This window comes from Mesorhizobium sp. WSM4904 (genome assembly GCF_029674545.1).
Taxonomy (GTDB): domain Bacteria; phylum Pseudomonadota; class Alphaproteobacteria; order Rhizobiales; family Rhizobiaceae; genus Mesorhizobium.
The window spans coordinates 3,715,113-3,726,752 of the sequence record NZ_CP121354.1 but is presented as its reverse complement, the minus strand read 5'-3'; the positions used below and the strand labels follow the sequence as shown (position 1 = coordinate 3,726,752).

7 protein-coding genes are annotated in these 11,640 nt (G+C 64.2%); 5 read left to right on the top strand and 2 right to left on the bottom strand.

What is annotated here, in order from left to right; all coding sequences use genetic code 11:
- The first annotated feature begins 115 nt into the window (after positions 1-115).
- Both QAZ47_RS17715 and mmsB read left to right on the top strand, forming a co-directional pair.
- Entirely contained in the window at positions 116-1,282 is a 1,167-nt protein-coding gene (locus QAZ47_RS17715) for an isobutyryl-CoA dehydrogenase (RefSeq protein WP_278230211.1), read from the top strand.
- A 25-nt stretch (positions 1,283-1,307) separates the two neighbouring features.
- Complete coding sequence (mmsB, locus tag QAZ47_RS17710; RefSeq protein WP_278230209.1) at positions 1,308-2,192, top strand: 3-hydroxyisobutyrate dehydrogenase; 885 nt, start codon at positions 1,308-1,310, stop codon at positions 2,190-2,192.
- Between the two features lie 472 nt (positions 2,193-2,664).
- Here mmsB and QAZ47_RS17705 read toward each other — a convergent pair whose 3' ends face one another.
- Entirely contained in the window at positions 2,665-4,044 is a 1,380-nt protein-coding gene (locus QAZ47_RS17705; protein WP_278230208.1) for an aspartate aminotransferase family protein, read from the bottom strand.
- Between the two features lie 206 nt (positions 4,045-4,250).
- On the bottom strand, positions 4,251-6,320 hold the full coding sequence (locus tag QAZ47_RS17700) for a prolyl oligopeptidase family protein (protein WP_278230207.1): 2,070 nt from the start codon (positions 6,318-6,320) through the stop codon (positions 4,251-4,253).
- Positions 6,321-6,532: 212 nt separating this feature from the next.
- Between QAZ47_RS17700 and QAZ47_RS17695 the strand changes: the two genes are divergently transcribed.
- The 3 genes from QAZ47_RS17695 to QAZ47_RS17685 all read left to right on the top strand — a co-directional run bounded on the left by QAZ47_RS17695 (position 6,533) and on the right by QAZ47_RS17685 (position 11,559).
- Positions 6,533-8,110: a trimethylamine methyltransferase family protein gene (locus QAZ47_RS17695; protein WP_278202022.1), complete on the top strand. Its 1,578-nt coding sequence runs from the start codon at positions 6,533-6,535 to the stop codon at positions 8,108-8,110.
- Positions 8,111-8,530: 420 nt separating this feature from the next.
- Positions 8,531-8,992 (top strand): DUF559 domain-containing protein, encoded by a 462-nt coding sequence (locus tag QAZ47_RS17690; RefSeq protein WP_278233818.1) that lies wholly within the window; start codon positions 8,531-8,533, stop codon positions 8,990-8,992.
- Positions 8,989-11,559 (top strand): FAD-dependent oxidoreductase, encoded by a 2,571-nt coding sequence (locus QAZ47_RS17685; protein ID WP_278230206.1) that lies wholly within the window; start codon positions 8,989-8,991, stop codon positions 11,557-11,559. Before QAZ47_RS17690 ends, QAZ47_RS17685 begins: the two co-directional genes overlap by 4 nt.
- Positions 11,560-11,640 lie beyond the last annotated feature (81 nt).

The following is an 11,640-nucleotide window of genomic DNA, read 5'->3' as shown; positions in this document are numbered from 1 at the left end:
TGCACAGCCGGTCCGCAGGGGGCCGGGTTGCGCGGCGGCATCATTGGTCTAGATTGAACGGCGCGCAAAGCCAAAAACGACGGGCCACAAGGTCTGAAATGACAGGGAGCACGCCATGGACGCGGCAGTCGATGCGGGCACTGGCCAATTCGAACTCACCGAGGAACAGCGCGCCATAAAGGAGATGGCTGAGGCCTTCGCGGCCGACCGCGTCGCGCCGAACGCGCTCGATTGGGACCGGGCGAAGCACTTTCCCGCCGATGTGATCCGCGAGACCGGGCCGCTCGGCCTCGGCGGCATCTATATCAAGGACGATGTCGGCGGCTCGGCGCTCGGCCGCCTCGATGCGGTGCTGATCTTCGAGGCGCTTGCCCGCGCCGATCCGGCCTTCTCGTCCTTCATCTCGATCCACAACATGGCGGCCTCGATGATCGACCGCTTCGGCAGCGACGAGCAGCGCCAACGCTTCCTGCCGAAGCTGACCTCGATGGAATGGCTGGCGAGTTATTGCCTGACCGAACCCGGCTCCGGCTCGGATGCCGCCGCGCTGAAGACGCGGGCGGTGAAGACCGGCGGCGACTATGTGCTCAATGGCGCCAAGCAGTTCATTTCCGGAGCCGGCGACAGCGACCTCTATGTCGTGATGGCGCGAACAGGCGGCGACGGGCCGAAAGGCATCTCGACCTTCGTCGTGCCCAAGGATGTGCCGGGCCTCACCTTCGGCGCCAACGAGCACAAGATGGGCTGGCACATGCAGTCGACCCGCCAGGTCATCTTCGAGGATTGCAAGGTGCCTGCCGAGAACCTGCTTGCCGCCGAAGGCGCCGGCTTCGGCATCGCCATGGCCGGGCTCGACGGCGGCCGGCTCAACATCGCCGCCTGCTCGCTGGGCGGCGCGCAGTCGGCGCTCGACAAGACGCTTGCCTACACCGCCGAGCGCAACGCGTTCGGCTCCAAGATCAACCAGTTCCAGGCATTGCAGTTCAGGTTGGCCGATATGGAGACCGAGCTGCAGGCGGCGCGCATCTTCCTCTACGCCGCCGCCTCGAAGCTCGACCGCAAGGCGCCGGATGCCGGCAAATGGTCGGCGATGGCCAAGCGCTTCGTCACCGACATCGGCTTCGACGTCGCCAATGAGGCGCTGCAGCTGCATGGCGGCTACGGCTATCTGCATGACTACGGCATCGAGAAGCTGGTGCGCGACCTGCGCGTCCACCAGATCCTCGAAGGCACCAACGAGATCATGCGCGTCATCATCGCGCGCGCGCTGATAGGCCGCTGAAGGCGAAGAGTCCGGAGAAACAACGATGACCACTATTGCCTTCATCGGCCTCGGCAATATGGGCAACCCTATGGCTGCCAACCTCGTAAAGGCGGGGCACATTGTTAACGGCTTCGATCTAGTTCCGGAGAACCTCACCGTCGCGAAAGAGCATGGCGTCACCGTCATGGCCAATGCCATCGCCGCGGTGAAGGACGCCGATGTGGTGATCACCATGCTGCCGGCCGGCAAGCATGTGCTGTCGGTTTACGAGGACATCGCGCCCAAGGCGAAGAAAGGCGCGTTGCTCATCGATTCCTCGACCATCGATGTCGAATCGGCCCGCAAGGCGCATGCGATTGCCGCCAGGCATGACCTGCCCTCGATCGACGCCCCGGTCTCCGGCGGCACCGGTGGCGCCGCCGCAGGCACGCTGACCTTCATGGCCGGCGGTTCCGACGCGGCTTTCGCCGCCGCCGAGCCGATCCTGAAGCCGATGGCCGGCCGCATCGTCCATTGCGGCGGCGACGGCGCCGGCCAGGCCGCCAAGATCTGCAACAACATGATCCTCGGCATCTCGATGATCGGCGTCGCCGAAGCCTTCGTGCTTGCCGAAAAGCTCGGCCTCTCGCATCAGGCGCTGTTCGACGTCGCCTCCACCTCTTCCGGCCAGTGCTGGTCGCTCACCACCTACTGCCCGGTGCCCGGTCCTGTTCCGGCATCTCCTGCAAACCGCGACTACAAGCCAGGCTTTGCCGCAGCGCTGATGCTGAAGGACCTGAAACTGTCGCAGGAAGCCGCGCAAAGTGCCGGCGCGGTGACGCCTCTGGGCGCCGAGGCGACGCAGCTCTACGCGCTGTTCAACGCGCAAGGAAATGCCGGAGTCGATTTTTCCGGCATTATTAATTTCCTGCGCGGCGATAAAATCTAAACCACTGCTTTCAAAGGCTTATCAGCGGATTTTTTCGACGCAAAGCCGGCAAATTTAGATTTGCTTAAGCTCTCGATAACGCACCGGTAACGATGTGCCTTTAAAACGGACTGCGAGGCGGACATCGCAACCGCCCGGCGCTCCGGATCAGGTCTCGCGTACCGGAGCCCGTAAGTTTCGCAAGTCTCTCGTAGCGAAGCGCCATGCGTATCTGGCAAAGCCGCGTTCCCGTTGGGGCGCGGTTTTTGCGTTTATGCAATGCCCCTTCACCTCGTCATTCCAGGGCGCAGCGGGAGCGAAGCTCCGTCGCGGAGACCCTGGAATCCATGCCGTGACTTCGAAGCGGTGCAATGGCGCAGAACTCTGCAGCGCTGCACCCCTCAGTCGAGGTCACGGCATGGATCCTGGGGTCTGCGCTCGTCGCTACGCTCCTTGCTCCGCCCCAGGATGACGACGAGACGACCCGCTTCGTTCAACGCTTCCGCAGATCCGCATCGGCAAGGTCGAGCGCCTTGGCGATGCGCTCGCAAGCCATGTCGATGGTCTCGCGCGTCCAGATGAGCGGCGGCGACAAAATCATCGTGTCGCCCGTGGCGCGCAGCATCATGCCTTGCGCAATCGCATGGTCGCGGACGACCACGGCGGCGCTGCCCGACGGCAGGTAGCGTTCCTTGGTCGCCTTGTCCTTGACGATCTCGATCGCCCCCATCAGGCCGATCGAGCGCACTTCGCCGACCAGCCTGTGGCCGGCGATGCGCTCCTGCAGCGCCTGCGCGAAATAGGGACCGGTGTCGGTCCTGACCCGGTCGACCAGGCCTTCCCGCTCGATGATCTCGAGGTTCTTCAGCGCCACCGCGCAGGCCACCGGATGACCGGAATAGGTGTAGCCGTGATAGAACTCGCCGCCCTTCTCGACCAGCGTCTTGCTGATGCGGTCGCCGACCAGCAGCGCCGACAGCGGCTGGTAGCCGGAGGTGAGCGCCTTCGCCGTGGTGATGGTGTCGGGTTCCACATCGAAGGTCTGCGCCGCGAACCATTCGCCGGTGCGGCCATAGCCGGTGATCACTTCGTCGAGCATCAAAAGCACATCGTATTTGCGGCAGATGCGCTGCACTTCCGGCCAGTAGCTCATCGGCGGGATTTTCACCCCGCCCGCACCCATCACCGGCTCGCCGATGAAGGCGGCAACCTTGTCGGCGCCGGCTTCGAGGATGGCGTCCTCCACCGCCTTGGCCGCGCGTATGCCGAAATCATGGTCGCTTTCGCCGGGCAGCGCGAGCTCATAGGCATAGGGCATCATCACATGGACGATGTTGGGCACCGCGCCGCCGAGCTGCTTGTGCATCGGCTCCATGCCGCCGAGCGAGGTGCCGGCGATGGTCGAGCCGTGGTAGGCCATCTTGCGCGAGATGATGCGGTTCTTCTCCGGCTTGCCTTCCAACGCCCAATAGTGGCGCACGAGCCGAAGCGCCGTGTCGTTCGCCTCCGAGCCGGACGAGCCGTAAAAGACCTGGCTGACATGCTTGGGCGCCAGCTCCGCCAGCTTCTTCGACAAAAGCACCGGCGTCGGCGTCGAGCATTTGAAGAAGGAATTGTAGTAAGGCAGTTCCTTCATCTGCGCATAAGCGGCGTCGGCCAGCTCGTCACGGCCATAGCCGATATTGACGCACCAAAGGCCCGCCATGCCGTCGAGGATCTCCGTTCCTTCGGAATCGTAGATGAACGGACCGTCGGCGCGGGTGATGATGCGCGAGCCGATCTCGCGCAGTTCCTTGTGGTCGGTGAAGGGATGAAGGTGATGCGCGGCATCGATTTGCTGAAGCTGCTTCAGCGAATAGTTCTGATAGGTCATGGATTTGATCTTTCCTCTGGAACCAATCCGGCAGAAGCCGGGGCGGATTCGTCAGAGGAAACGGGGCGGCGAGTAGCCGATGCGGGCGCACAGCCGCAACAGTTCGGCACGTAGCGTGCGCGGTGACGGCGTCACCGCGACCCCGAAGGCGCCTGATGTGCTGATACGGACCATGGCGGCACATTAAGCCGCCCATGGCCATAAATTCAAGCTGTGCCGGCGAGCGCGCGCTGTAGAAAGACATAGCGCATCGCCGTCTGTGCCGCTTGCGGCCGGCGGTCGCCGCGCCCGCCGTGACCGCCTTCGGTTTCTTCGAAGAACAGCGTCCTGCGGTGACCGGCTTCCTGCAGCCGCGCCGCCATCTTGCGCGCGTGGCCGGGATGGACGCGGTCGTCGGCGGTCGACGTCATCAGCAGCACCGGCGGATAGCCGGTGCCCGGGGCGACATGCTGATAGGGCGAATAGGCGCCGAGCCAGGCTGCCTCCTCCGGCTTCGAGGGATCACCATACTCGGCGATCCAGGACGCGCCCGGCGGTAGTTCGGTGTAACGCAGCATGTCGAGCAGCGGCACATCGATGATGACGGCGCCGAACAGCTCGGGCCGCTGCGTCAGCGACACGCCGGTAAGCAGGCCGCCATTCGAGCCGCCCTGGATGCCGAGTTGCGCCGCCGTGGTGATGCCGCGCCTGACCACATCCTCGGCCACCGCCGCGAAATCGTCGAAGGCGTTCTGGCGCTTACCCTTGAGAGCGGCCTGATGCCAGGCCGGACCGAATTCGCCGCCGCCGCGGATATTGGCCTGCACATAGGCGTTGCCCTTGTCCAGCCAGAGCCTGCCGCGGATGCCGGCATAGCCTGGCAGGAGCGGCACTTCGAAGCCGCCATAGCCATAGAGCAGCGCCGGTGCCGGCCCTGTCTGGTCGCGGCGCCGCACGACGAAATACGGGATCATCGTGCCGTCCTTCGAGCGCGCCTCGAACTGCTCCGAAACATAAGGCGAGGCATCGAACCGCGCCGGCTGCGCCTTCACGGTCGTCAGCGTCTCGCCATCGTCGTCCGACCAGATGATCGAGCTCGGCGTCAGGAAATCGGTGAAGGTGAACGAGACGCTTGCGCCGAAATGCTCGGCATGGCTGATGCCGACATTGCCGTTATCGGGCAGGCCGACCGGTTTCAGCGACCAGCCCTTGTCCGTGCGATCGCAAACGACGACCTTGCCGCGCACATTGTCCATCAGGTTGATGAACAGGCGGTCCTCTGTCCTCGCGAGGCCGGCGATGGAAACGCGGTACTCCGGTTTGAGCAGCGTCTCGATCGGTTCGAACGTACCGGTTTCGATCCAGCGGTCGAAATCGACGGAATAGAGCCCGTCGGGCAGGCAGCGTGTGCCGTCCGGCGCCGTCCACGGGCTGCGCACGCCGAAAACGAGCTGTCCCTTGAAGATCGCCGTGTCGGTGGCGTCATCGGGCAGCGGGATGCGTCGGTTCTCGCCCGAAGCCAGCCGCAGAAAACTGTGCGAGGTGAAGAAGTCGATCGTCTTGCCAAGCAGCACATGCTTCTTGTCGCCGTCGAACTCCACGCCGCCGCCGACCGCGAGATGATGCTTCTCGCCTTCGAAGATCGGCGTTGCGTCCTCCAGCTTCGTCCCGCGCCGCCAGAGCTTGATCACACGCGGATAGCCTGACTGCGTTTTGTCGTCCTCCTCGAAAGCCGCCGAGACGATCACCGTATCCTTGTCCAGCCAGGAAAAACCCGACTTCGAGGCGGGTGCCCGAAAACCGTCCTCGACGAAGGATTTCGTCGCGATGTCAAACTCGCGCATCTCGCTGGCGTCGCCGCCGTCGGGCGACATGGAGAGCAGGCAGAGGTCGAAATCGGGATAGAGCCGGCTCGCCCCGCCGAACACCCATTTCACGCCTTCCTTGGCCGAGAGCAGGTCGAAGTCGATGATCGTCTCCCACTCCGGCTTGGCGGTCTTGTAGGAAGCGACAGGCGCGCGGCGCCACAGCCCAAGCGCATTGGTCTTGTCCTGCCAGAAATTGTAGACATGGCCGGCGAGCGCCGCACCGACCGGGATATTGTCCTCGGCGGTCATCAGGTCGAGCGCGGTTTCGAACGCGCCCTGATAGGAAGGGTCGCCCTGCAATTCTGCAACCGTCACCGCATTCTGGCAATGAACCCAGTCGAGCGCCTCCTTGCTATTGCGGTCCTCCAGCCAGAGGAAGGGATCCTCGGCCGCCAGTTCGGGCTGGGTTTTGGTCATTGTGCTGGTCATGCGGGTCTCCGGCGTCTGGGGCTTTGCCTACATCGCGTTCGTCGCGCCAACATTCAAGAGCAGCGTCGCCCCGAACCTGGGTCAGCAGACCGGGGCGACGGCTGCCGTTCCGTCATGTCGCTTCCCTCGCCCTAGTGGTCGCCGCCTCCTCACCGGCAGCATTGCCGCCGGTCCATTATGCCGGCCACTTTCGCATCCTCACGAGGCTTCTCATGACCGCCGCCCTTCATCCCGCCGAACCGGCATTGGCAACAGATCGCGCCCGCCGCGGCGGCCGTGCGGGGAAGCGCGCTGGCGGATCGGCGGCCTTCGAGCAGCCGCCCTTTCGGCAGCTGAAGAATCCGCTGACGCCGACCAAGCTGGTCTCCGACGACGAGCTGGAATCGATCCACCTCGCCTCGCTGCGCGTTTTGAGGGAAATCGGCGTCGACGTGCTGCATGAGGAAGCGCGCCGCATCATGAAGGCGCATGGCGCCGACGTCAGCGAAGGCAGCGAGCGCGTCCGCTTCGACAGCGACATGATCCTGGAGCTGATTGCGCACTGCCCGCCGGAATTCACGTTGCACGCCCGCAATCCGGCACACAATCTGCGTTTCGGCGGCAACAATGTCATCCTGTCGATGATGGCTTCGGCGCCCAATTGCTCCGACCTCGATCGCGGCCGGCGCCCCGGCAACCAGGCCGATTATCGCAATTTCCTGCGCCTGGCGCAGATGCACAACATCCTGCAATGCACCGGCGGCTATCCGGTCGAACCGATCGACATCCATCCTTCGGTCCGGCACCTCGAATGCATCCGCGACCTCGCCATGCTGACCGACAAGGTCTTCCACATCTATTCGCTCGGCAAGGAGCGCAATGTCGACGGCATCGAGATCGCCCGCATCGCGCGCGGCATCAGCCGAGAGCAGCTGATGGAAGAGCCCTCGGTCTTCACCATCATCAACACCAATTCGCCGCTCAAGCTCGACGTGCCGATGATGGAAGGCATCGTCCAGATGGCCAGCATGGGCCAGGCGGTGATCGTCACGCCGTTCACGCTGTCGGGCGCCATGGCGCCCGTCACCATCGCCGGAGCGCTGGTGCAGCAGAACGCCGAGGCGCTCTCCGGCATCGCGTTCGCGCAGATGGTGAGGAAGGGCGCGCCGGTCGGCTATGGCGGCTTCACCTCGAATGTCGACATGAAGTCCGGCGCGCCGGCCTTCGGCACGCCGGAATACATGAAGGCTCAGCTCGTCGGCGGTCAGCTCGCCCGCCGTTACAGCATCCCCTATCGCACCTCGAACACCTGCGCGGCCAACACGGTCGACGCGCAGGCCGCCTATGAAAGCGTCTTCTCGTTGTGGGGCGCTATCCAGGGCGGCGGCAACCTGATGATGCATGGCGCCGGCTGGCTGGAAGGCGGCCTGCGCTGCTCCTACGAAAAGACCATCCTCGATATCGATCTTCTGCAGATGGTGGCGGAATTCCTCACCCCGCTCGATCTCTCCGAGGATGCTCTCGGCTTCGACGCCATCCAGTCGGTCGGACCGGGCGGTCATTTCTTCGGCACCCAGCACACGCAGGAGCGCTACAAGACCGCCTTTTATTCGCCGATCGTGTCCGACTGGCGTAATTTCGAAACCTGGACCGAGGCCGGCTCGCCGACGGCGCTGGAGCGCACCAACAAGGTCTGGAAGGAGCGCCTTGCTTCCTACGAGGAGCCCTATATGGACCCTGCCATTCGCGAAGAGCTCAACGATTTCGTCGATAAGCGCCGCGCCGAAGGCGGCGCGCCGACGGACTTCTGATCCTCTGTGTTGGCTGATGAATAGTCGACCCCCACTCCGTCGAGCTTCGCTCGACACCTCTCCCCGATCGACGGGGGAGAGGAAAGGCGCGAGGCGATTCCAGCCGGCGCCCTTCCGCTCGGTGGCACCCTTCCTCTCCCTCCGGAGGGGGGAGAGGTGGCGCCGCGAAGCGGCGACGGAGTGGGGAAGGCGCTGCTCAAACGCGAAGCCGCCGCAAAGCGGGCGCGACCCAGCGAGCAGGAAATCAAGCGGATTTGGTGCACGGTCGACCCCCACTCCGTCGAGCTTCGCTCGACACCTCCCCCGATCGACGGGGGAGAGGAAAGGCGCGAGGCGATTCCAGCCGGCGCCCTTCCTCTCGGTGGCACCCTTCCTCTCCCTCCGGAGGGGGGACAGGTGGCGCCGCGAAGCGGCGACGGAGTGGGGGAAGGCGCTGCTCAAACGCGAAGCCGCCGCAAACAAGGTACCACCCAGCGAGCAAGAGACCTCCGTCAGACAGGCAATCAGGCCGAAGCACTGCTTTGGCTTGAGCTGAAGGCGCGCAAGCTCGGCGGCTACCGGTTCACGCGTCAATTTTCCATCGGCCCCTATTTCGCGGACTTCGCTTGCCGCGAAAAATGGCTGGTCGTTGAGGTCGATGGGTCCCAACACGCCGACAGTTCCTATGACCGCCGCCGCGACGACTTCATGCGCGCGCAAGGTTATTCGATCCTGCGCCTTTGGAACCATGACGGCCTGAAACATCGCGCTTCCGTCTGCGAAACCATCCTTGCCGCGCTTGACGGCAGGCTGGCGGAAAACATCGTCGCCCCCGATCTGCGCTTTGTCTTCACGCCTCAATCACTCGATTCAGTATCTTCAAAAACGGACCTATCTTCATGAAATCCCACGTAAAAGCGGTTGTTATCGGCGGCGGTGTCGTCGGCTGCTCGGTGCTCTACCACCTCGCCAAGGCCGGCTGGACCGACATCATGCTGATCGAGCGTTCGGAGCTGACCTCCGGCTCGTCCTGGCACGCGGCGGGCGGCTTCCATACGCTCAACGGCGACCCCAACGTCGCCAAGCTGCAGGCCTATACCGTCCAGCTCTACAAGGAGATCGAGGAGCTCTCCGGCCAGTCCTGCTCGCTGCATCTCACCGGCGGCGTCATGATGGCCGACACGCCGGAGCGCATGGACTTCCTGCGCCTTGCCCACGCCAAGGGCCGCTATCTCGGCATGGACACCGAACTGATCACGCCTGCGGAAGCGAAGGCGATGTTCCCGCTGATGGACGAGAAGAATTTCGTCGGCGCCATGTGGGACCCGGTCGAAGGCCATCTCGATCCGTCCGGCACCACGCATGCCTATGCCAAGGCCGCGCGCAAACTCGGCGCCGAGATCGTGCTGCGCAACCGCGTCATCGAGCTGACGCAGGAGGTCGACGGCACCTGGAACGTTGTCACCGAGCAGGGCACGGTGAAGGCCGAGCATGTCGTCAACTGCGGCGGACTGTGGGCGCGCGAGATCGGCCGCATGGTCGGCGTTGAGCTGCCAGTGCTGGCGATGGAGCACATGTACCTGCTCACCGAGCCGATGCCGGAGGTCGAGGAATTCAACAAGTCTACCGGCCGCGAGATGATCGGCGTGCTCGATTTCAAGGGCGAGATCTACACCCGCCAGGAGCGCAACGGCATCCTGCTCGGCACCTATGAGAAGGCCTGCAAGCCGTGGTCGCCGGTGAACACGCCGTGGGATTTCGGCCATGAGTTGCTGCAGCCCGACATCGACCGCATCGCGCCGTCGCTGGAGATCGGCTTCAAGCATTTCCCCGGCATCGAGAAGGCCGGCATCAAGCAGATCATCAACGGCCCCTTCACCTTCGCGCTCGACGGCAACCCGCTGGTCGGTCCGGTCCAGGGCCTGACCAATTTCTGGTGCGCCTGCGCCGTCATGGCCGGCTTCAGCCAGGGCGGCGGCGTCGGCCTCGCGCTCTCCAACTGGATGGTGCATGGCGATCCGGGCTTCGACGTCTGGGGCATGGACGTCGCCCGCTTCGGCGAATGGGCGACGCTGCGCTACACCAACGCCAAGGTGCGCGAGAACTATTCGCGGCGTTTCTCGATCCGCTTCCCGAACGAGGAACTGCCTGCCGCCCGTCCGGCGCAGACGACGCCGCTCTACGACACCATGCTCGCCAACAACGCCGTCATGGGCGATTCATGGGGACTCGAAACCCCGCTCTGGTTTGCGCCGAAGGGCACCGAGCCGAAGGACATCGTCTCCTTCCACCGCTCCAACGATTTCGCCCCGATCGGCGAAGAAGTGCGCGCCACGCGCGAAAGGGTCGGCGTCACCGAAATCGCCAACTTCGCCAAATACGAGGTGTCGGGACCGGCAGCCGAGGATTTCCTCAACCGGCTGATGACCAACCGCATGCCGAAGGCCGGCCGCATCGTGCTGACCCCGATGGTCAACGAGTTCGGTAAGCTGATCGGCGACTTCACCATCGCCAAGACCGGCGAGGACCGCTTCATGATCTGGGGCTCGTCGGCCGCACAGAAATATCATATGCGCTGGTTCGAGAAGCACCTGCCGAAGGACGGTTCGGTACGCATCCATCGCTTCGACCAGACGCTGGTCGGGCTGTCCATCGCCGGACCGAAATCACGCGACCTGTTGCAGAGGCTTGTCGATGTCGACGTCTCGACCAAGGCCTTCCGCTTCATGGATTTCCGCGAGATGGCGGTCGGCGGCGCGCCCTGCATGGTCAACCGCATCACCTATACCGGCGACTTGGGCTACGAGATCTGGATGGCGCCCGCTTACCAGCGTCTGGTCTATCACGCGATCAAGGACGCCGGCGCCGAATTCGGCATCGTCGATTTCGGCATGCGCGCGCTCTTGTCGATGCGCCTGGAGAAGAACTTCCCGACCTGGTTCCGCGAACTGCGCCCGATCTACGGACCGTTCGAAGGTTCGATGGACCGCTTCATCAAGCTGGAGAAGAACGACTTCATCGGCCGTGAGGCGTCAGCCAAGGAGCAGGCGCAGGGGCCGAAGCTGCGCCGTGTCTCCTTCATCGTCGATGCGGCGGACGCCGACGTGATGGGCGACGAGCCGATCTGGGCCAAGGTCGGCAAGGACTACGGCACGGTAGAAAAGCCGCATGGTTATGGCGCGCCGCGCTTCGACGAGACCGGCAAGGAAGTGCGCGGCTCCAGGGCCGCCGAGGGCGCTTCGGCCGTGCGCGGCATCGTCGACGGTGAGTGGCGCGTCGTCGGCTGGGTCACCTCGGGCGGCTATGCGCACTATGTCCAGAAATCGATGGCGCAGGGCTATGTGCCGGCCGCCCTTGCCGAGGACGAGAGCGCCGGTCTGTTCGAGATCGAGATCCTCGGCCACCGCCGCCCGGCCCGCATCAATGTCGAGCCGCCTTTCGACCCGAGCGGCGAGAAGATGCGCGCCTAGAGCAACTCCAGGAGTGTGCGCGGTTTCGCCCCGAATGTACCGCTTTCGGATCGCGCCGGTGGCCGGCTATATAAACAACCG